15 protein-coding genes and 1 tRNA gene are annotated in these 17,199 nt (G+C 73.4%); 11 read left to right on the forward strand and 5 right to left on the reverse strand.

Annotated elements, in window-relative coordinates:
* Positions 1 to 41 precede the first annotated feature (41 nt).
* Positions 42 to 980 (reverse strand): hypothetical protein, encoded by a 939-nt coding sequence (locus ACGF7U_RS02940; RefSeq protein ID WP_393102374.1) that lies wholly within the window; start codon positions 978 to 980, stop codon positions 42 to 44.
* A gap of 149 nt (positions 981 to 1,129) precedes the next feature.
* Here ACGF7U_RS02940 and metG point away from each other — a divergent pair, with 149 nt between their 5' ends.
* Entirely contained in the window at positions 1,130 to 2,932 is a 1,803-nt protein-coding gene (metG, locus tag ACGF7U_RS02945) for a methionine--tRNA ligase (protein ID WP_393102375.1), read from the forward strand.
* A gap of 132 nt (positions 2,933 to 3,064) precedes the next feature.
* Here the strand turns inward: metG and ACGF7U_RS02950 are convergent, their stop codons facing one another.
* Both ACGF7U_RS02950 and ACGF7U_RS02955 read right to left on the reverse strand, forming a co-directional pair.
* Positions 3,065 to 3,916 (reverse strand): alpha/beta fold hydrolase, encoded by an 852-nt coding sequence (locus ACGF7U_RS02950; RefSeq protein WP_393102376.1) that lies wholly within the window; start codon positions 3,914 to 3,916, stop codon positions 3,065 to 3,067.
* 105 nt (positions 3,917 to 4,021) lie between these two features.
* Positions 4,022 to 5,251 (reverse strand): hypothetical protein, encoded by a 1,230-nt coding sequence (locus ACGF7U_RS02955; RefSeq protein ID WP_393102377.1) that lies wholly within the window; start codon positions 5,249 to 5,251, stop codon positions 4,022 to 4,024.
* A 95-nt stretch (positions 5,252 to 5,346) separates the two neighbouring features.
* On the opposite strand from ACGF7U_RS02955, the gene ACGF7U_RS02960 reads away from it, so the two are divergent.
* The 6 genes from ACGF7U_RS02960 to ACGF7U_RS02985 all read left to right on the forward strand — a co-directional run bounded on the left by ACGF7U_RS02960 (position 5,347) and on the right by ACGF7U_RS02985 (position 11,616).
* On the forward strand, positions 5,347 to 6,231 hold the full coding sequence (locus tag ACGF7U_RS02960) for a TatD family hydrolase (protein ID WP_393102378.1): 885 nt from the start codon (positions 5,347 to 5,349) through the stop codon (positions 6,229 to 6,231).
* Positions 6,232 to 6,286: 55 nt separating this feature from the next.
* Positions 6,287 to 7,156 carry a 16S rRNA (adenine(1518)-N(6)/adenine(1519)-N(6))-dimethyltransferase RsmA gene (gene rsmA / locus ACGF7U_RS02965; RefSeq protein ID WP_393102379.1) on the forward strand — a complete coding sequence of 290 codons (870 nt, stop codon included), beginning with the start codon at positions 6,287 to 6,289 and terminating at the stop codon, positions 7,154 to 7,156.
* A gap of 145 nt (positions 7,157 to 7,301) precedes the next feature.
* On the forward strand, positions 7,302 to 8,258 hold the full coding sequence (locus tag ACGF7U_RS02970) for a 4-(cytidine 5'-diphospho)-2-C-methyl-D-erythritol kinase (RefSeq protein WP_393102380.1): 957 nt from the start codon (positions 7,302 to 7,304) through the stop codon (positions 8,256 to 8,258).
* 237 nt (positions 8,259 to 8,495) lie between these two features.
* Positions 8,496 to 10,301 (forward strand): ABC-F family ATP-binding cassette domain-containing protein, encoded by a 1,806-nt coding sequence (locus ACGF7U_RS02975; protein ID WP_393102381.1) that lies wholly within the window; start codon positions 8,496 to 8,498, stop codon positions 10,299 to 10,301.
* A gap of 147 nt (positions 10,302 to 10,448) precedes the next feature.
* Entirely contained in the window at positions 10,449 to 10,904 is a 456-nt protein-coding gene (locus ACGF7U_RS02980) for a DUF4383 domain-containing protein (protein ID WP_393102382.1), read from the forward strand.
* Between the two features lie 235 nt (positions 10,905 to 11,139).
* The gene (locus tag ACGF7U_RS02985) at positions 11,140 to 11,616 is read left to right on the forward strand and encodes a DUF4383 domain-containing protein (protein WP_393102384.1); all 477 of its coding nucleotides are present in this window, start codon (positions 11,140 to 11,142) and stop codon (positions 11,614 to 11,616) included.
* Positions 11,617 to 11,630: 14 nt separating this feature from the next.
* On the opposite strand, the gene ACGF7U_RS02990 is transcribed toward ACGF7U_RS02985, so the two are convergent.
* Positions 11,631 to 12,314, reverse strand: a complete 684-nt coding sequence (locus ACGF7U_RS02990) for a TetR family transcriptional regulator (protein ID WP_393102385.1) — start codon at positions 12,312 to 12,314, stop codon at positions 11,631 to 11,633.
* A 226-nt stretch (positions 12,315 to 12,540) separates the two neighbouring features.
* Positions 12,541 to 13,497 (reverse strand): acyl-CoA desaturase, encoded by a 957-nt coding sequence (locus ACGF7U_RS02995; RefSeq protein ID WP_393102386.1) that lies wholly within the window; start codon positions 13,495 to 13,497, stop codon positions 12,541 to 12,543.
* Positions 13,498 to 13,630: 133 nt separating this feature from the next.
* Between ACGF7U_RS02995 and ACGF7U_RS03000 the strand changes: the two genes are divergently transcribed.
* The 4 genes from ACGF7U_RS03000 (at position 13,631) to ACGF7U_RS03015 (ending at position 17,149) form a co-directional block, all read left to right on the forward strand.
* A complete protein-coding gene (locus ACGF7U_RS03000; protein WP_393102387.1) occupies positions 13,631 to 14,389 on the forward strand; it encodes a helix-turn-helix domain-containing protein in 759 nt (252 codons plus the stop codon).
* Positions 14,390 to 14,432: 43 nt separating this feature from the next.
* Positions 14,433 to 14,503, forward strand: a tRNA-Gln gene (locus ACGF7U_RS03005).
* Between the two features lie 72 nt (positions 14,504 to 14,575).
* Positions 14,576 to 16,111, forward strand: a complete 1,536-nt coding sequence (glmU, locus tag ACGF7U_RS03010; RefSeq protein WP_393102388.1) for a bifunctional UDP-N-acetylglucosamine diphosphorylase/glucosamine-1-phosphate N-acetyltransferase GlmU — start codon at positions 14,576 to 14,578, stop codon at positions 16,109 to 16,111.
* Between the two features lie 57 nt (positions 16,112 to 16,168).
* Complete coding sequence (locus ACGF7U_RS03015; protein WP_393102389.1) at positions 16,169 to 17,149, forward strand: ribose-phosphate diphosphokinase; 981 nt, start codon at positions 16,169 to 16,171, stop codon at positions 17,147 to 17,149.
* Positions 17,150 to 17,199 lie beyond the last annotated feature (50 nt).

Genomic DNA, 17,199 nt, shown 5'->3' on the forward strand with positions numbered 1-17,199 from the left:
CGGCCCGGCCAGCACGGCGGAACCCCTGCCGGCGGGGCGGCTCACCAGGCGGCGACGAGGAAGCCGAGGGTGATCGCCAGCGGGCCGGCCACCGCGCCCGTCACCGCCCAACGTCGCTTCCGGGGGTCGGCGATCCGGGTGGACCCGGTCCACCGGGCGATCCCGGCGCAGCAGCCCGACACCACCAGCAGGCCGAGCAGCCAGCGCAGGTGCCCGGCCCCGCCGGTGTCCGCGTACGCGGTGCCGCCGTCCGGGCCGGTCATCCGGGCCGGCAGCGACGCGCCGGTCGCGGTCCGCTCCGCGGCCACCCCGCTGACCCGTACGCCGTGCGCGATCCACGGCTCGTCGGCGGCGAGGAAGTTGCCCCGGCAGCGCTGGGTGAGCCCGCCCCCGTCGCAGTCGACGATCACCACCGTGCCCCGCGTGGCGTGCCCCACCGCCAGCCAGAACGGCCCCGCGCTCACCCAGGAGAAGAAGGCCGCGACCAGGCTCAACACCAGCAGCGCGGCCAGCCCCGGCAGCGGGTCGGGCGGGTGCGGGGCGCGCCGGGGGCGCCGGCCGCCGTCCCGGGGCGTCCGCCGCCGCTCGTGCGGCGGCTCCTTTTTGATCGGCGTGCCGTCCCAGTGCACCTGCTCGATCGGCGGCCAGTACGCCCCGTCGTCGCCGTCCGGCGTACCCCCGTCGTCCGGCGCGTCCCCGTCGGGGCGACGTCCCCGGCGGGGCCGGTGCTGGGGCTGCCGGACCGGGACCCGGCGCGGGACGGCGTCGACCGGCGCCCCGGTCGTGGGCTCGACCTCGACGGCGGGTTCGGCGGGTTCGGCGGGCGGGTCCGGCGGTGGTTCCGGCGGCGCGGCGGCCGGGACCGCCCGCGGATGCGGCGCGAGGGCGCCGCGCGCCGCGCCGGCCGCACCGCCGCCCGCCGGGCCGGAGGCGCGGTCGTCGTGGTCGCGGGCCGCTCGTCTGCCAGTCACGACGTTCATTGCACCCCGCCGCCGGTGCGCGGGCAGGCAGGTCAGGCCGCGTGTCGGCGACAAATCGGACCAACGGCCGACCCGATTCCGCCGGACCGCCGACCCGCGGGCCCTATTGGTTCGCGGTCATCGGAAGCGGGTCACTAGGCTTGCTGGTCATGAGTCACGTTCTCGCGGCGGTTGCCTGGCCGTACGCCAACGGCCCGCGCCATATCGGCCACGTCTCCGGTTTCGGCGTTCCCTCCGACGTCTTCAGCCGGTACATGCGGATGGCCGGCCACGACGTGCTCATGGTGTCGGGCACCGACGAGCACGGCACCCCGATCCAGGTGCAGGCCGACGCCGACGGGGTCACCCCGCGCGAGCTGGCCGACCGCTACAACCGGGTGATCGTCGAGGACCTGCACGGCCTCGGGCTCTCCTACGACCTGTTCACCCGCACCACCACCCGCAACCACTACGCCGTGGTGCAGGAGCTGTTCGAGGGGATGTACCGCAACGGCTACATCGTCCCGAAGACCACCATGGGGGCGATCTCCCCGTCCACCGGCCGGACGCTGCCCGACCGCTACATCGAGGGCACCTGCCCGATCTGCGGCTACGACAGCGCCCGTGGCGACCAGTGCGACAACTGCGGCAACCAGCTCGACCCGATCGACCTGATCGACCCGAAGTCGCGGATCAACGGGGAGACCCCGAAGTTCGTCGAGACCGAGCACTTCTTCCTGGACCTGCCCGCCCTGGCCGACGTGCTGCGGCAGTGGCTGGACACCCGGGAGGGGTGGCGGCCGAACGTGCTGCGCTTCTCGCGGAACCTCCTCGACGACCTCCAGCCGCGGGCCATCACCCGCGACCTGGAGTGGGGCGTGCCGATCCCGCTCGACGGCTGGCGGGACCGCCCCGACAAGCGGATCTACGTCTGGTTCGACGCGGTGATCGGCTACCTCTCCGCCTCGATCGAGTGGGCGCGCCGCTCCGGCGACCCGGAGGCCTGGCGGAAGTGGTGGTCCGCCGACGCCGAGGGGAAGGACGCCCGCGCCTACTACTTCATGGGCAAGGACAACATCGTCTTCCACTCGGTGATCTGGCCGGCGCTGCTCTCCGGCTACTCCGGCGAGGGCGACCGCGACGGCGAGCCGGGCGGGCTGGGCCGGCTCAACCTGCCCACCGAGGTGGTCTCCAGCGAGTACCTGACCATGGAGGGGCGCAAGTTCTCCTCCTCCCGGCGGGTCGTCATCTACGTCCGGGACTTCCTGGAGCGCTACGACGCCGACGCGCTGCGCTACTTCATCGCCGCCGCCGGCCCGGAGAGCAACGACACCGACTTCACCTGGGCCGAGTTCCTCCGCCGCAACAACGACGAGCTGGTCGCCGGCTGGGGCAACCTGGTCAACCGGTCCATCTCCATGGCGGCGAAGAACTTCGGCGCGATCCCGCCGGTCGATCCCGCCGGGCTCACCGAGGCCGACGCGGCCCTGCTCGCCGTCGCCCGGGCCGGCTTCGCCACGGTCGGCGACCTGATCGCCCGGCACCGGCAGAAGCAGGCCATCGGCGAGGCGATGCGCGTCGTCGCCGAGGCCAACAGGTACCTCTCGGAGCAGGCCCCGTGGAAGCTCAAGGGCGAGGCCGACAAGCCCCGGATGGGCACCATCCTGCACGTCGCCCTCCAGGTGGTCAGCGACGCCAACACGCTGCTCACCCCGTTCCTGCCGCACTCCGCGCAGAAGGTCCACGAGCTGCTCGGCGGCACCGGCGTGCACGCCCCGATGCCGGTCATCGAGGAGGTCGCCGACCTCGACGGCGGGCCCGCGTACCCGGTGCTGACCGGCGACTACTCGGTCGGCGCGCGCTGGGAATCCGTGCCGCTGGAGGTGGGCCGGGAGCTGGCCGCGCCGAAGCCCGTCTTCCGCAAGCTCGACCCGTCGATCGTCGACGAGGAGCTGGCCCGCCTGGCCGGCTGAGTCACCCGTGCCGACGGGCGCGACCCCCTCGGGGGTCGCGCCCGTCGTCGTCCTGCGGCGGCGCGGGGATCGGCTCGACGTCGGCGAAGGTACCGCCGGCCGGCGGCGTCGACCGGGCCCGGCCGCCAGCCGTCAGGCCCGCGCCATCGCCGGTGCGCCGACGAAGTCCATGATCGCGCGGTTCACCTCGGGCGCGTTCGTCCAGGGCGTGCCGTGCGGAGCCCCCTTCAGGGTGACGAGCTGGCTGCCGGGCAGCATCGGTTGCAGCCGCTGCCCGGTCTTCGGGTACGGCAGCACCGCGTCCTTGTCGCCCTGCACGATCAGCACCGGCACGTCGATCCGCGACACGTCCCCCCGGAAGTCGGTCTGCCAGGCGTCCACGCAGTCGTGGGTGCCCTTCGCCGACGCGCGCGCGCCGATCTCCCAGTGCGCCCGGAACGCCTCCTCGCTGACCAGCTTGCCCCGGTTCTCCTGGTAGTTGAAGAACGCCTCGCAGAAGCTGGTCAGGTAGGCGAAGCGGTCCTCGACGATCGCCTGCTGGAAGCCCTGGAAGAGGCTCTTCTCGACGCCCTCCGGGTTGTCCGACGTCTGCAGCAGGAACGGCGCGAGCGGGGCCAGCAGCACCGCCCGGTCCACCCGCTGCGAGCCGTACACGCCCAGGTAGCGGGTCACCTCGCCGGTGCCCATCGAGTGACCGACCAGGATCGCGTTCCGCAGGTCCAGCTCGGTCATCAACACGTCCAGGTCGGCCGCGAACGTGTCGTAGTCGTACCCGAACGCGGGCTGGGCGGAATTGCCGAAACCCCGCCGGTCGTACGTGATCGTCCGGTATCCGGCGGCCAGCAGCGGCCCGGTCTGCTTCTCCCACGTCGCCCCGCTGAACGGGAAGCCGTGGATCAGCACGATCGGCTGACCGGAGCCGTGGTCCTCGTAGTACAGGTCGATGGGGGCGGAGTTCTCCGTCCCCACGGTCATGAAGGGCATGCGCGTCTCCTGGTCACGTGACTGTCGGACGCGGCGCTTTCCCAACCGGCCTGCCGTTATGCCCGCCGGCGACCGCGCCGGCCCCGGCGGGCGCGCGGGGGCCCCTCAGAGCTGGTACGGCAGGTCCACCACCCGATCGTCGGTGACCTCGGCGGCCGGCGCCCAGGCCTCGTAGACGCCCCGCTCCTGGCACTGCGCCCCGGTCTCCGCCACCGCGTCCGGGGCGGGCCGGCGCAGGCGCAGCCGCAGCCAGCCGGCCTCCTCCCGCAGCACCAGGCAGGACACGCCCCGCCAGTCGGCCAGCCGCAGCCGCCGGGCCGCCCACTCCACCGGGTACCGGGTGGCGCGGGTCATCGCCAGCACCCGGAAACCGCCGGGCAGGTCCGCCACCGCCTCGTACTCGCCGCCGGCGTAGCCGCCCACCAGCCGGGTGGAGCGGGGCGCCTCGCCCGTCGGCACGTACTCCTGGTCAGGGGAGAGCCCCGGCACCGCCGCCAGCAGGTGCCGCCACTGCGGGCCGACCATCCGCAGCCAGCCGCGCTGCTCGGCCTGGTAGCTGTAGAGCACCACCTCCACGCCGTCGGCCGGGTAGGCGAGCAGGGTGGCGTTCGCCGGCATCGGCAGGTCCGCGAAGTCCCGCGTGACGAACTCCGGGACGAGCTGACCGTCGCTCGGCACGAACCCCGTGCCGAGCACCGCCGCGCCCAGCCGGTCCCGGGGCGCCAGCGCCGTCAGGCCCCGGTGTGCCTCGCCGACCGGGACGTCGTAGTCGGCCGGGTCGGCGGCGCGCCAGCGCAGCGCGTACGTCACGTCCGCGCCGTCGCGGGCGTCCGCGCCGTCGGTGCGCAGCACCGTCGTCGCCGACGGCGTACGCAGGTGCGCCACGTCGTGCTCGCGGAAGCAGAAGCCGTGCGGCAGCCACCCCCGCACGTGGCCGGCGAGCTGCCGGGCGGAGAGCACCTTCACCATCCGCGTGCCCCGCCGGATCACCGCCGAGGCGCGCACCGCCGCCAGGGTCGGGTCACCGGCCGCCGCCGGCTGCTGGCTGAGCTGCTGCACGTACGACCAGCCCCGCTCCCGGTGCAGCGGCACCAGCAGCGGCGCCTCCGGCTCCTCGGCCGGCTCCGTCACCGGATGGACGTCGGTGACCTCCGTGACGTGCACGAACCTGCGCCACGGCCGGGCCGTGCCGGGCCGGGCCCACTCGAAGCCGGGCGCCTCGTCGGCGCTGGACAACTCGTACGCGGCGCCCCGGGCGATCTCCTCCGCCGGGTACACGGCGCCCCCGTACGTCACGCGCGGGCCGTTTCCGCTGGTCTGAGGGGTGACGGTCACGCCGGTGACGCTAGGCGCGACATGTGCCGCACCGGTGAACGGCCGGTGGCGTCCCCGCGACGCCGAGCGCCGGCGGTGTGTGATGCTGACCTGCGATGAGCGAGACCACCGAAACCCGCAAGCAGCGCGCCGCCCGCCGGGCCGGCGAGTTCCCGCCCGCCCCCGAGCCGCTGCCCCGCCCCGTGCTGGACAGCCACACCCACCTCGACATCACCGTCAGCGAGGCCGGCGTCCCCGGCGGCCCCGCCGAGGACCCGGTCGCCGCGGCCGTCGCCGTCGCCGCCTCGGTGGGCGTCGACCGGCTGGTCCAGGTCGGGGTGGACGTGGCGTCGTCGCGGTGGGGCGCGGACGTCGCCGACACCCACCCGGCGGTGGTGGCCACCGTGGCGCTGCACCCGAACGAGGCGCCCCGCCTGGCCGACCTCGACGAGGCGCTGCGCGAGATCGAGGCGCTCGCCGCCCGCGACCGGGTACGCGGGATCGGCGAGACGGGGATGGACTTCTTCCGCACCGGGGAGGAGGGACGCGCCGTCCAGGAGGAGAGCTTCCGCGCGCACATCGCCATCGCCAAGCGGTACGGCAAGGCGCTGGTCATCCACGACCGGGACGCCCACGCCGACGTGCTGCGGATCCTCGACGACGAGGGCGCGCCCGACACCGTGGTGCTGCACTGCTTCTCCGGCGACGCCGACTTCGCCGCCGAGTGCGTCCGCCGGGGCTACCTGCTCAGCTTCGCCGGCACGGTCACCTTCGGCAGCGCCGGCGCGCTGCGCGAGGCCGCCGCCGTGACCCCGGTCGACCAGATCCTCGTGGAGACCGACGCGCCCTACCTGACCCCGATGCCGCACCGCGGCCGGCCCAACGCGTCGTACCTGATCCCGCTGACCGTCCGGTCGCTGGCCGAGACCACCGGCGCGGACCTGGACGAGCTCTGCGCCGCCATCTCCGCCACCGGCGACCGCGTCTTCGGCCCGTGGTGAGCGGAAGGGCCCCTGACGCGCGCACCCCCGCAGCCGCCCGCATAGGCTACGGGGCGTGACCGGTCTCCTCGGCCCGGCGGAGATCCGGGAACTGGCCGCCCGGCTGGGCGTCGCCCCCACCAAGAGGCTCGGCCAGAACTTCGTGCACGACCCGAACACGGTGCGGCGCATCGTCACCGCTGCCGGGCTGGCCCCGGACGACGTCGCGCTGGAGGTCGGCCCGGGCCTCGGCTCGCTCACCCTGGCCCTGCTCCCGGTCGCCGCTCACGTGCACGCCGTGGAGATCGACCCGGCGCTGGCCGGCGCGCTGCCGGAGACCGCCGCCCGGCACGCCGGCCCGCACGCCGCCCGGCTCACCGTGCACCACGCCGACGCGCTGCGCGTCCGCGCCGCCGACCTGGCCGACCCGGCGCCGACCGCGCTCGTGGCGAACCTGCCCTACAACGTGGCCGTGCCGGTGGTGCTGCACCTGCTCGCCGAGCTGCCCAGCCTCCGGCACGGCCTGGTGATGGTGCAGAAGGAGGTCGCCGACCGGCTCGTCGCCGGTCCCGGCTCCAAGGTGTACGGCGTCCCCTCGGTCAAGCTCGCCTGGTACTCCCGCGCCCGCGCCGCCGGCAAGGTCCCGCCGAACGTGTTCTGGCCGGTGCCGAACGTCGACTCGGGACTGGTCGCCTTCACCCGCCGCGAGCCGCCCCGCGACGACGTACCCCGGGAACGGGTCTTCGCCGTGGTGGACGCGGCGTTCGCGCAGCGCCGCAAGACCCTGCGCGCCGCGTTGGCCGGCTGGGCCGGCGGCGCGGACCGGGCCGCCGCCGCCCTCATTGCCGCCGGCGTCGACCCCGGCGCGCGGGGGGAGTCACTCTCCGTCGAGCAGTTCGCCGCCATCGCCGCGTCGGCCCCGGCCGCCGCGTCCGCCGCACAGTAGGCTGACGCCGTGCCCGCCGAGGGCACCCGCACGTGTACGCGTACGACCTGGTCGACGGCCGCCGCGAGCCGGCCGCCGACTCCGCCGAGGAGCTGATCGTGACCAAGCCGTTCGACATCCGCCCGCGCCCGCGGGACATCGCCCGGTGACCGAGGCCTGGGGACCGGACGACGAGGACGAGCAGCGGCGGCGCGGAGCCGGCGGACCGGTGCGCGTCCGGGTGCCCGCCAAGGTCAACCTGCACCTCGGGGTGGGGCCGCTGCGCCGCGACGGCTACCACGAGCTGAACACCGTCTACCACGCGATCTCCATCTACGACGAGCTGACGGCCCGCCGGGGCGACACGCTCACCCTCACCATGGAGGGCGAGGGCGCCGGCGAGCTGGCCCTGGACGACTCCAACCTGGCCATCCGGGCGGCCCGCGCCCTCGCCGGCCACGCGGGGGTGGCGCCGCACGCCCGGCTGCACCTGCGCAAGCAGATCCCGCTGGCGGGCGGGCTGGCCGGGGGCAGCGCCGACGCCGCCGCCGCGCTGGTCGCCTGCGACGCGCTGTGGGGCACCGGGCTGTCCCGCGACGAGCTGGCCGGGATCGCCGCCGACCTGGGCTCCGACGTGCCGTTCCTGATCCACGGCGGCACCGCGCTCGGCACCGGCCGGGGAGAGGCGGTCAGCCCGGTGCTGGCCCGGCCCACCTCCTGGCACTGGGTGGTGGCCGTCGCCGACGGCGGCCTGTCCACCCCCGCCGCCTACCGGGAACTGGACCGGCTCCGCGACGCCGGCGCCGCCGGCGAGCCGCTGGGCAGCACCGACGCGCTGCTCGCCGCGCTGCGCCAGCGGGATCCGCGGGTGCTCGCCGCGACCCTCGGCAACGACCTCCAGGACGCCGCCCTGGCCATGCGCCCGTCGCTGGCGGCGACGCTGAAGGCCGGCGAGGCGGCCGGCGCGCTCGCCGGCATCGTCTCCGGGTCGGGGCCGACCTGCGTCTTCCTCGCGCTCGACGCCGCACACGCCGGGCGGATCGCCGCCGAGCTGGAGACCGCCGGGGTGTGCCGCGAGGCGCGGACCGCCCACGGTCCGGTCGCCGGCGCGCGGATCATCTGACCGGACGAGCCGTCTGCGCGCCACCGGAGGCCCTCGGCCCGCCGACCGGACGCCGCCGCCCCCGTGCGTGGCCGGCTCCCGGCCCGCTGACCTGGAACAAGCCGGCCGCCCCGCCGGTTGCACCGCAGTGCGCCCGGCTCCGGCCGGGCAGGGCCACGGCGCCCGCGTACCCTGGAGGGCTCAGGCGTCCCAGTTGCCGACCGGCACCGGGACGCCTTGATCATGGGAGGTGAGGTCGTGGCCAACATCGTCAACCTGGACCGGGTGTCCAAGGGCTACGGCGCCGCCGGGCCACTGCTCACCGACGTCTCGCTCGGCCTGGACGACGCCGACCGGATCGGCGTGGTCGGCCTCAACGGCGCCGGGAAGTCCACCCTGCTGCGGCTGCTCACCAAGCAGGAGGAGCCGGACGACGGGCGGGTCACCCACCGCCGCGACCTGCGGGTCGCCTGGCTGCCGCAGAGCCTCAAGCTCGCCCCCGACGCCACCGTCCGCGACGTGGTGCTCGGCACCGCCTGGCTGCGCGAGAGCATGGGCGCCGAGCACGAGTGGGCCGGCGACGCCGGCGTCCGCGCCATCCTCGACGGCCTCGGCATGCCCCACCTCGGCCTCGACCAGCCCGTCGGCCCGATGTCCGGCGGCGAGCGGCGGCGGGTCGCGCTCGCCGCGCTGCTGGTCCGCGAGTCCGACCTGCTCATCCTCGACGAGCCCACCAACCACCTCGACGTCGGCGGCGTCGACTGGCTGGCCAAGTACCTGGTCGGCCGCAAGGGCGCACTGGTCGTTGTCACCCACGACCGGTGGTTCCTCGACGCCGTCTGCACCACCACCTGGGAGGTCGCCGACCAGACCGTCCGGGCGTACGAGGGCGGATTCGCCGCCTGGACCCTCGCCCGCGCCGAACGCGAGCGGGTCGCCGCCGCCACCGAGGCCCGCCGGCAGAACCTGCTCCGCAAGGAGATCGCCTGGCTGCGCCGCGGCCCGCCCGCCCGCACCTCCAAGCCGCGGTTCCGCATCGACGCGGCCAACGCGCTCATCGCCGACGTCCCGCCGCCGCGCGACACCATGTCGCTGCAACGGCTCGCCACGGCCCGGCTCGGCAAGCAGGTGTACGACCTGGAACACGTCACCCTGCACGCCGGCCCGAAGGAGATCCTGCAGGACGTCACCTGGCAGGTCGGCCCCGGCGACCGGATCGCCGTGCTCGGCCGCAACGGGGCCGGCAAGACCACGCTGCTGCGCATGCTGGCCGGCGTCACCCGCCCCGACGGCGGGCGCTTCGCCACCGGCTCGACCGTCCGGCCGGCCTTCCTCTCGCAGGAGCTGGCCGAGCTGCCCGGCCACCTGCGGGTGCTGGAAGCGGTCGAGGAGGTCGCCCGTCGCGTGCAGCTCGGCGACCGGGAGGTCTCGGCCGCCCAGCTCGCCGAGGTCTTCGGCTTCGACGACCGGCGGCTCTGGACGCCCGTGAGCGACCTCTCCGGCGGTGAGCGCCGCCGGTTGCAGATGCTCCGGCTGCTCGCCGGGGAGCCGAACGTGCTGCTGTTCGACGAGCCCACCAACGACCTTGACACCGACACCCTCGCCGCGCTGGAGGACCTGCTCGACTCCTGGCCCGGCACCGTCATCGTGGCCAGCCACGACCGCTACCTCATCGAGCGGGTCACCGACGTCGCGTACGGGATGTTCGGCGACGGGCGGCTGGTGCACCTGCCCGGCGGCGTCGACGAGTACCTCGCCCGGGCCGCCGGCCGGCCGGGACCGGCCCTGGCCGAGGCCGCCCCCGCCGCCGGCGCCGACACGCCCGCCGCGACCGGCATGTCGGCCGCCGAGGCGCGGCAGGCGCGCAAGGAACTGGCCCGGCTGGAACGGCAGGTCGCCAAGCTGGAACAGAAGGAGGCCACCCTGCTCGACCAGCTCGCCGCGCACGCCACGGACTACGCCAGGGTCGCCGAACTCGACGCGCAACTCAAGGAGCTGCGGGCCGAACGGGAACGGACCGAGGAGTCCTGGCTGGCCCTGGCGGACGAGATCCCGGCGATCTGAGCGAGCCCGGTCCGCCCCCGCGCCGCGCAGCCCGCCCCGACTCGGCGCTACGCCGCACGCGGGAGGCCCCCCGTGTGCGGCGTCACACCGCGACGTGCGGGACAATCGTCCACGACCCCTCACCCGAACGGCGTTGGAGACTCAGACATGGCCCACACCCCCGTCAACCACCCCGCGCGGCCGGTCTACCGGGCGATCGGCGGGCTGACCGGTCTGTACCTGGTGGCCTTCGGCGTGCTCGGCATCATCGCGAGCGCCGGGAACGAGGTCCTCGCCCAGGATGACACCCAGGTCCTGGGGCAGGGCACGAACCTCGGCTTCTCGCTGCTCAGCGCCCTGCTGGGCGCCGCGGTGCTGGCGGGCACCGCGATCGGCCGCAACATCGACGTCATGATCAACCAGTGGCTGGCGTACGCCATCATGGTGCTCAGCCTCGCGGGTCTCGCCTTCATCCAGACCGAGGCCAACATCTTCAACTTCAGCATCTTCACCGTCATCGCGCTGATGGTGGTCAGCCTGGTGCTGCTGATGGTCGGCATGTACGGCAAGGTCGGCACCGACGAGGAGAAGGAAGCCTGGCAGAAGGCCCGGCTCGTGCTCTGAGTGGTTTGTCGGTCCTCGCCGGAGCCCGACCCGCCCCGGGCGGTCAGGCTCGATCCTTGCGCTGGTCGGGCTCCGGCGAGGACCTGTCGTGATCCCGCTCCATCCGGGCCCTCGCCGGCCGGAAGGGCGGGATCTTCTGTCTGAGCGGGTCCGTGGCCGGCTTGGCGGTTTGACGGACGGCTGACTCTTGTCCGGGGGACAATCGGGGCGAATGTCCTACTCGGGCGGAGGGAACATGCCGCACTTTCCCGTGAACCATCCGGCGCGGCCGATCTACCGGGTCCTCGCCGGGCTGGTGGGCCTCTACATCCTGGTCTTCGGCGTCTGGGGCGTCGCCCAGACGTTCGGCGACCCGCTCTTCGACCGCGGCGACAACTGGGTCCTCGGGCTCCGCACCAACCTGGCGTTCTCGTTGGCCTCGGTGGTCTTCGGGATCGTGCTGATCATCGGCGCCTCACGGCGCGGCAACCTCGGCCACTACATGAACCTGACCGCCGGGGTCGTCTTCCTGGTGACCAGCGTCCTCATGATGTCCGTGCTCCAGACCGAGGCCAACTTCCTCAACTTCTCGATGTCCACGGTGATCGTGTCGATGCTCTTCGGGCTGCTCCTGCTCGGCACCGGCCTGTACGACAAGGTCGGCACCGACGAGCACGCCGAGGAGGAGCGGCGCCACCGCCACCACCCCGTCTCCGAGGCGCACGGCCGCTGACCGGCCCGCAGCGCTCAACGGCCCCGGGCCGTGATCAGGCCCGGCTTGGCCTCCAGGTGCGACAGCCCGTTCCAGGCCAGGTTGACCAGGTGCGCCCCCACCGTCTCCTTGCGCGGCTTGCGCACCTCCAGCCACCAGCGGCCCGTCAGCGCCACCATGCCCACCAGCGCCTGCGAGTAGAGCTCGGCCAACTTCGGGTCGTACCCGCGGCTGGAGAACTCGGCGCCCAGGATGTGCTCCACCTGGTGCGCCACGTCGTTCATCACGCTGCTGAAGTTGCCCGTCGCCGACAGCACCGGGGACTCGCGCACCAGCACCCGGAAGCCGTCGGTCTCCTCCTCGATGTAGGTCAGCAGGGCCATCGCCGCCTGCTCCAGCAACTCGCGCGGGTGGCCGGCCGTCAGAGCCGTGGTGATCCGGTCCAGCAGGGCCCGGACCTCCCGGTCCACCACCACGGCGTAGAGCCCCTCCTTGCCGCCGAAGTGCTCGTAGACCACCGGCTTGGACACCTTCGCGCGGGCCGCGACCTCCTCGATGGAGGTGGCGTCGAAACCGCGCTCGGAGAAGATCTGCCGGGCGATCGAGATGAGTTGCTCGCGCCGCTGGGCCGCCGACATGCGCACCCGCGAAGAGGGTTTGCCGGCGGCGACCGCCCGCCGCCGGCCGGTGCTGCCGTCGCTGCCAGGGACATCCGCCATGTCGTCACTCCGCCGGCGCTCGGTGACGCCCTGTCGTGGGATGGTGCGGTCGGTGTGCCGGCTCATGCGGTCGCCTCACCGGCGGCCGGTCGGGTGGCGCCGCCGCGCCGTCCGACCGTATCGCCGCCGGACCCGGCTCCCGTGGCGCCGGGCCGTCGGCCGTCGCCCCCGCTGTGCTCGGTCACCCGGCCATACTGCCAGGTAACCTCCGGCGCCACCGCCCGGTTTACGGCTCGGTGACCGGCCTGACGAGCTTCGCCGCGATGCGCTCGGGCTTCGGCCAGCGCACGTCCCGGGCCGCCCCGATCTTCTCGAACAGCCAGATCACCCGGGCCGAGATGTCCACCTGACCGCGCAGCACGCCGTGCCGGGCGCAGGTCGGGTCGGCGTGGTGCAGGTTGTGCCAGCTCTCGCCGAGCGACAGGATCGCCAGCGGCCAGAAGTTCGCCGCCCGGTCGCCCTGGCGCATCGCGAACGGCCGCTCGCCGTAGACGTGGCACACCGAGTTGATCGACCAGGTCACGTGGTGCAGCAGCGCGATGCGGACCAGCCCGCCCCAGAAGAGCGCGGTCAGCGCGCCCTGCCACGACCAGGTGAGCAGGCCGCCCATCAGCGCCGGCCCCAGCACCGAGACGGTCACCAGCAGCGGGAAGAGCCGGTCCACCCGGTTGATGTCCCGGTCGGCGAGCAGGTCCGGGGCGAACCGCTTCCGGTTGGACAACTCCCGGCCGAAGAGCCAGCCGACGTGGGCGTGGAACAGGCCCTTGGCCAGGCCACGGACGCTCTCCCCGAACCGCCACGGCGAGTGCGGGTCGCCCTCCAGGTCGGAGAAGGCGTGGTGACGCCGGTGGTCGGCCACCCACTGGATGATCTCGCCCTGGACCGCCAGCGAGCCCGAGACCGCCAGCGCCACCCGCAGCCAGCGCTTCGCCTTGAACGAGCCGTGGGTGAAGTACCGGTGGTAGCCGACGGTGATGCCCAGGCCCGAGATGACGTACCAGATCCCGGCCACGACCACGTCGGTCCAGCTCAACCAGCCGCCCCAGGCGACCGGGACGGCGGCGACGAGGGCCAGGAAGGGAATCACCACGAACGCCCAGAGGGCGACGAGGATGCCTCGGGACTGGCTGCCCTGGGTAAGGGGCTTGGGACCGGGGGCGGGTTCGAGAAGGGTGGTGGACATGGGCACCTCGCAGAGGGACGGAGATCACGAAGTTACGCCTACGTCACCGTAACTTAGCTTCGCCGAGGGCGCACGGGACAGCGTCGGGAATGAATGACCCGAGCTGTCGTACGCCCGTTCTAACCTGCTGTTCATGACCGATCCGATCGCCGCCAAGCCGTCACCGACGCAGCCCGCGCGGCGCTACCGCGGACCGATCCCGGAGCTGTACGAGGAGGCGCTTCGCCTGCGCCGGCGGGGATGCACCGTTCCGGAGATCGCGAGGCGGGTGGGGGTGGCTCGTTCCACCGCCTACCAGTGGGTGCGTCATCTTCCGATCGACCGCGACTCCGACGAGGCGAGGGCGCGCCGGCGGGCGCACTCCAAGGCCATGACGGACGCGCAGTGGAGTCAGCACCGTGCGGTCCGTGACGCCGCGCGGGCGGAGACGGTGGCAAAGGTCGCGGCCTGGGTCAAGCAGCTACGCCACCGGGAACTGGTTCTGGTCGGCGCGGCGATCTACTGGTGTGAGGGCGGCAAGGCCAAGCCGTGGCGACCCAACGACTGCCGGGTCAAGTTCATCAACAGCGACCCGGCACTGGTGTTGTTGTTCCTCCGGTTCGTCGAGGCGCTCGGAGTCGCCCCGACTGCGTTGCGGTTTCGGGTCAGCATCCATGAGAGCGCCGATGAGGCGGAGGCGGTGCGGTGGTGGGCTGATCTGGTCGGGGTGCCGGCGGACGATTTCCAGCGATCGACGCTCAAACGGCACCGGCCGGAGACCAGACGGCGGAACGTCGGAGACGGCTATCGGGGCTGTCTCACCGTTCACGTCCTGCGATCGAGCCGCCTCTACTGGAAGATCGAGGGGATCATGAAGGGAATGAGCGATGGCGCCACGGGCTGGGGGCGCTAAGGTGTAGGGGCCGGCGGGCCGTTCCTTTGTCCGTTTTAGACCGTCCCGGGTCGTCTAATGGCAGGACGTCAGGTTTTGGTCCTGATTGTAGGGGTTCGAGTCCTCTCCCGGGAGCTTCCGCTCGTCGCGGACGATGTCTGGTTAGCATGGCCGAGACTGTCCGCCGTCCCGACGGGAGCCCGCGTCGTGTCCCAGCCCCACCTCCGCACCGTTGTCGTGCTCGCCGCCGGGGAGGGCAAGCGGATGAAGTCGGCGCTGCCCAAGGTGCTGCATCCGCTGCTCGGCCGTACCCTCGTCGGTCACGTGCTCACCGCGGCCGCGCCACTGGGCGCCGACCGCACGGTGGTCGTGGTGGGGCACGGCGCCGACCAGGTCCGCGCGCACCTGGCGGAGATCGCTCCCCAGGCCACGCCGGTGCTCCAGGCCGAGCAGCTCGGCACCGGGCACGCCGTCCGGATCGCGCTGGACGCCGCGCCGGACGCCACCGGCACCGTGGTCGTGATCAACGGCGACGTGCCGCTGCTCCGTCCGGAGACGGTGGCCGCGCTGGTGGAGGCGCACGAGGGCGTGGGCGCGGCGGCGACGGTGCTCGCCGCCGAGGTGCCCGACCCGACCGGCCTGGGCCGGATCGTGCGGGACGCCGACGGGCGGCTGGAGCAGATCGTCGAGGAGCGCGACGCCACGCCCGCGCAGCGTGCCCTCCGGGAGATCAACGCCGGCATCTACGCGTTCGACGCGACCCGGCTGCGCGACGCGCTCGGCAAGCTGTCGACCGACAACGACCAGGGCGAGGAGTACCTGACCGACGTCTTCGGCCTGCTGGTCTCGGCCGGCGAGCCGGTGGCGGTGCACGTGGCGGCGGACCACGTGGAGACGCTGGGCTGCAACGACCGGGTCGAGTTGGCCGCGCTGCGCCGCCTGCTGCGCGACCGGGTCAACGAGGCGTGGATGCGCACCGGGGTCAGCCTGCTCGACCCGGACACCACGTGGATCGACGTGACGGTGGCCCTGGACCGGGACGCCGTGGTCGACCAGAACACCCAGTTGCGCGGCGGCACGGTGGTCGGCACCGGCGCGGTCGTCGGGCCGGACGTGACGCTGATCGACACCGTGGTCGGCCCGGGCGCCACCGTGCTGCGCAGCCACGCCGTGGGCGCCGAGGTCGGCCCGGGCGCCACCGTGGGGCCCTACGCGTACCTGCGGCCGGACGCCCGGCTGGCGGAGAAGGCCAAGGTCGGCACGTTCGTCGAGGTGAAGAACTCCGAGGTGGGCGCGGGCGCGAAGGTGCCGCACCTGTCGTACGTGGGTGACGCGACGATCGGCGCTAAGGCCAACATCGGCGCGGCGACGATCTTCGTGAACTACGACGGGGTGAACAAGCACCGCACGACGGTCGGCGAGGCCGCCTTCATCGGCTGCGACACCAGCCTCATCGCGCCGGTCGAGGTGGGCGCGGGGGCGTACGTGGCGGCGGGCAGCGCTGTCACCCAGGACGTGCCGCCGGGCGCGCTCGGGGTGACCCGGGCGCCGCAGCGCAACATCGACGGCTGGGTGGCCCGCAAGCGGGCCGGCACGGCCTCCGCAGAGGCGGCCGAGCGGGCCCGGAGGGGCGGCGAGGGTGCGTGGGCGGCGCCCGTCGGGGCAAGTGAAGGTGAGGCAATCCACGGGGATGCCGAGGCCGTCAGCCCGGCGTCCGGCGCGGGGGATACTGCAACCGAATAGTCCCCGGCCCACCACCACCGTGCCGGGTACCACCGACCAACGGGAGCAGACGGGCCCATGGGCAGCATCGTCGCCGAAAACCGCAAGAGCCTGATGCTCTTCTCCGGACGTGGCTTTCCGGAGTTGGCCAAGGAGATCGGCGAGGTGCTCGGCGTCGCGCCGACGCCGGCCGACGCGTACGAGTTCGCGAACGGTGAGATCTTCGTACGGTTCAAGGACTCGGTGCGCGGTTCGGACGCCTTCGTGGTGCAGTCCGTCACGCACGGGGTCAACACCTGGGTCATGGAGACCCTGATCATGATCGACGCGCTGAAGCGCGGTTCGGCCAAGCGGATCACCGTGGTCCTGCCGTTCTACCCGTACTCCCGACAGGACAAGAAGCACCGCGGCCGGGAGCCGATCTCGGCGCGCCTGGTGGCGGACCTGCTGAAGACGGCCGGCGCGAACCGGATCCTCACCGTCGACCTGCACACCGCGCAGATCCAGGGCTTCTTCGACGGCCCGGTCGACCACCTGTTCGCGATGGACATCCTCGCCGAGTACGTCCAGCACAAGTACGCGGGCCGGCCGATGACGGTGGTCGCGCCGGACTCGGGCCGGGTGCGGGTGGCCGAGCGGTGGACCGACCGGCTGGGTGGTTGCCCGCTGGCGTTCATCCACAAGACCCGGGATCCGCTGAAGCCGAACCAGGTGGTGGCGAACCGGGTGGTCGGCGAGGTCGAGGGGCGGGTCTGCCTGATCGTCGACGACATGATCGACACGGGCGGCACGATCTGCAAGGCGGCGGACATCCTCCGGGAGTCCGGCGCGGCCGACGTGATCGTCGCCTCCACCCACGCGCTGCTCTCCGACCCGGCGACCGAGCGGCTGAAGAACAGCCCGATCAGCGAGGTCGTGGTGACCAACACGCTGCCGCTGCCGCCGGAGAAGCAGCTCGACAAGATCACGGTGCTGTCGATCGCGCCGCTGCTGGCGCGGGCGATCCGCGAGGTGTTCGACGACGGCTCGGTGACCACCCTCTTCGGTGGGCTGAGCTGATCGCCTGAGGCGTCCCGGGCCGGTCGGGCGACACCCGTCCGGCCCGGTGT

The organism is Micromonospora sp. NPDC047670 (assembly GCF_043204915.1).
Lineage (GTDB): Bacteria > Actinomycetota > Actinomycetes > Mycobacteriales > Micromonosporaceae > Micromonospora.

What these genes read in the sequence shown, in the direction of transcription:
- ACGF7U_RS02985 (WP_393102384.1), top strand. Translation starts at nt 11,140, where the DNA reads ATGCCGCACTTTCCCGTGAACCATCCGGCGCGGCCGATCTACCGGGTC.
- ACGF7U_RS02960 (WP_393102378.1), top strand. Translation starts at nt 5,347, where the DNA reads ATGAGCGAGACCACCGAAACCCGCAAGCAGCGCGCCGCCCGCCGGGCC.
- ACGF7U_RS02940 (WP_393102374.1), bottom strand. Translation starts at nt 980, where the DNA reads ATGAACGTCGTGACTGGCAGACGAGCGGCCCGCGACCACGACGACCGC.
- ACGF7U_RS03000 (WP_393102387.1), top strand. Translation starts at nt 13,631, where the DNA reads ATGACCGATCCGATCGCCGCCAAGCCGTCACCGACGCAGCCCGCGCGG.
- ACGF7U_RS02990 (WP_393102385.1), bottom strand. Translation starts at nt 12,314, where the DNA reads ATGGCGGATGTCCCTGGCAGCGACGGCAGCACCGGCCGGCGGCGGGCG.
- metG (WP_393102375.1), top strand. Translation starts at nt 1,130, where the DNA reads ATGAGTCACGTTCTCGCGGCGGTTGCCTGGCCGTACGCCAACGGCCCG.
- ACGF7U_RS02950 (WP_393102376.1), bottom strand. Translation starts at nt 3,916, where the DNA reads ATGCCCTTCATGACCGTGGGGACGGAGAACTCCGCCCCCATCGACCTG.
- ACGF7U_RS03015 (WP_393102389.1), top strand. Translation starts at nt 16,169, where the DNA reads ATGGGCAGCATCGTCGCCGAAAACCGCAAGAGCCTGATGCTCTTCTCC.
- ACGF7U_RS02980 (WP_393102382.1), top strand. Translation starts at nt 10,449, where the DNA reads ATGGCCCACACCCCCGTCAACCACCCCGCGCGGCCGGTCTACCGGGCG.
- ACGF7U_RS02995 (WP_393102386.1), bottom strand. Translation starts at nt 13,497, where the DNA reads ATGTCCACCACCCTTCTCGAACCCGCCCCCGGTCCCAAGCCCCTTACC.